This window comes from Pseudomonas sp. MD195_PC81_125, assembly GCF_014060985.1.
GTDB classification, from domain to species: Bacteria; Pseudomonadota; Gammaproteobacteria; order Pseudomonadales; family Pseudomonadaceae; genus Aquipseudomonas; species Aquipseudomonas parakoreensis.
In genome coordinates this window covers 1-1783 of record NZ_JABULD010000883.1, presented here as the reverse complement: position 1 = coordinate 1783, position 1783 = coordinate 1, and the positions used below count along the sequence as shown (strand labels likewise).

The window sequence follows — 1783 nt, the reverse complement described above, 5'->3', positions numbered from 1 at the left end:
AAGGAAAATCTCATCCCAGATTGAAGGTTCTCCTCCGACTAGCTGAAGCTCTCGACGTTCCTGTCGAGCAGTTAAAGGAAAATGAAGAGGCAGATGATGTCGAACTCATGTTTGAGGTTACGTTTGAAAAACTCGGACCTGTCAGATGCTCTCTGCATTTCACTAGAGGTCAGCATAAAAAACTTGCAGAGGAATACTCATCCCTCGGTCAAAACGAGAAAAACAAACTATTAAGCGACTACATGTTGGAAGCTATGGTCGGGGCAGCACAGATAGAAGGAAGTCCTCTACAACTGAATCATTCAGAGGATGAGATCACCAAGGTGTCAGCCCAGTTCTTCGCACCCAAGGAATACATTGATGAAATTCGAGGAACTCCAGTTCACGACCTGTTCGGAGGTAACTCGAAAACCAAAAATGAGTAAGTTGCTCAGATCCTGAGTGAAGGCTTCGTGCTACCTAAATCTCAACCATCACGGCCTGTCTGCCTGTGTCCCGCATAATCCCCTGATAGGCGATACGGCCTTATGGCTGATGGGCAGGTTAAGTGATTCGAGTGAAACCAAACAGTACGGTTTGCTCGTAGAATGTACGGTGTGCGCGCAAACCGTACTCCAGCTACTTTTTTAACTGCTCATGCTTACCGATCCATTCGTAAAGAGTGCGTTCTTTTACTCCATGAAGCCGTGCGACGATCCTAACAAAATCTGCGCGACTCTCGTATTCGCCCCTTGATCTTTCCCACTCTTCAACAAGCTTAGCCTTCAGTAAATTCATAGATTCGTGCCGGCTCTTACTCGCCTTCTTCGCTCTGGCTCCCAAGGCAAGGCTGACCGAGTTTATGCATTCACGATATAAATTCGCCGAAGCTAAATTTGTTTGAACAATATCAATTGCCTCATCCAACCCCCGACCATCTATGTGCCTAGCAATCACACAGCTATCCACATACATTACAGCTATTGAGGCAAGCAGCCCCTCAAAATCCGGAAACTTATCTGCGGATATTTCCCCGCTAACGACCGAGCCCTTTGCCGCACGCATGAATACTTCTATGAGCCAGCCAAATGGCACGTCTTGTATTTCTGAAGCGAGGTCTTTTATAGGTGGTTCATCCGCGCTTGAATGTAGAACCAGAACACCTTCATCAATCCAACTCTGCGCTACTGGGGCAAACTCTTCTTCAATAGCAATAATTTCTTGATAGGTATTCTTAAAATCTTGAAGTGTTGGATTTCGCCCCATTTTTTTTGCAACAATAACGTATGCTTCGCGGCCAAGCCGCCAAACAGACGGAAGCAACTGCATCCCGCCCCACTCCTCGCCATACCAGGACTTATCGCTAGGCACACCATCCAGTCCTACGAATAACTTCTCCTTAAACCCTAGCTCGCCTTCTGCGAAGGTTAGGTAAGGATCCACAGCCAGAAACCCGTTAAAGCTCATGACGCACCCTTTTATATGTCGTGGAAGCATCCAATACATTGTTGCTCTGCGAGAGCAGTCTCATTCAAACCCCGTAAACAGGAGAGATTTCAAGGAGACGCAATATCCCACCTGGGCAGCAATAGCATCCAGTCTATCGTCAGTTAGCACAATGTAATAGGCAGCAGCGCACATCGTCGAGATAAGACTCGAGGGCTAGAGACGGTGCTGGTTCTCAGCTCTAACAATCAGAGGGGAGTTCGTAACAGGATGCATCGTTGAGGATGCAGTGCGGCGACTCATCGGGACGGCCCTATACGACTCACGAGCTATGCGCTGACACCTAAACGTTGTTCAC

Annotated in this window: 2 protein-coding genes; one reads left to right on the top strand and one right to left on the bottom strand. The window is 47.7% G+C overall.

Annotated elements, in window-relative coordinates; translation table 11 throughout:
* A partial coding sequence (locus HT737_RS30080; protein ID WP_220459593.1) for a hypothetical protein occupies positions 1-425 on the top strand: 425 nt, incomplete at its 5' end.
* 193 nt (positions 426-618) lie between these two features.
* On the opposite strand, the gene HT737_RS30075 is transcribed toward HT737_RS30080, so the two are convergent.
* Positions 619-1446, bottom strand: coding sequence for a hypothetical protein (locus tag HT737_RS30075; protein WP_182400826.1), 828 nt, complete (start codon positions 1444-1446; stop codon positions 619-621).
* Positions 1447-1783 lie beyond the last annotated feature (337 nt).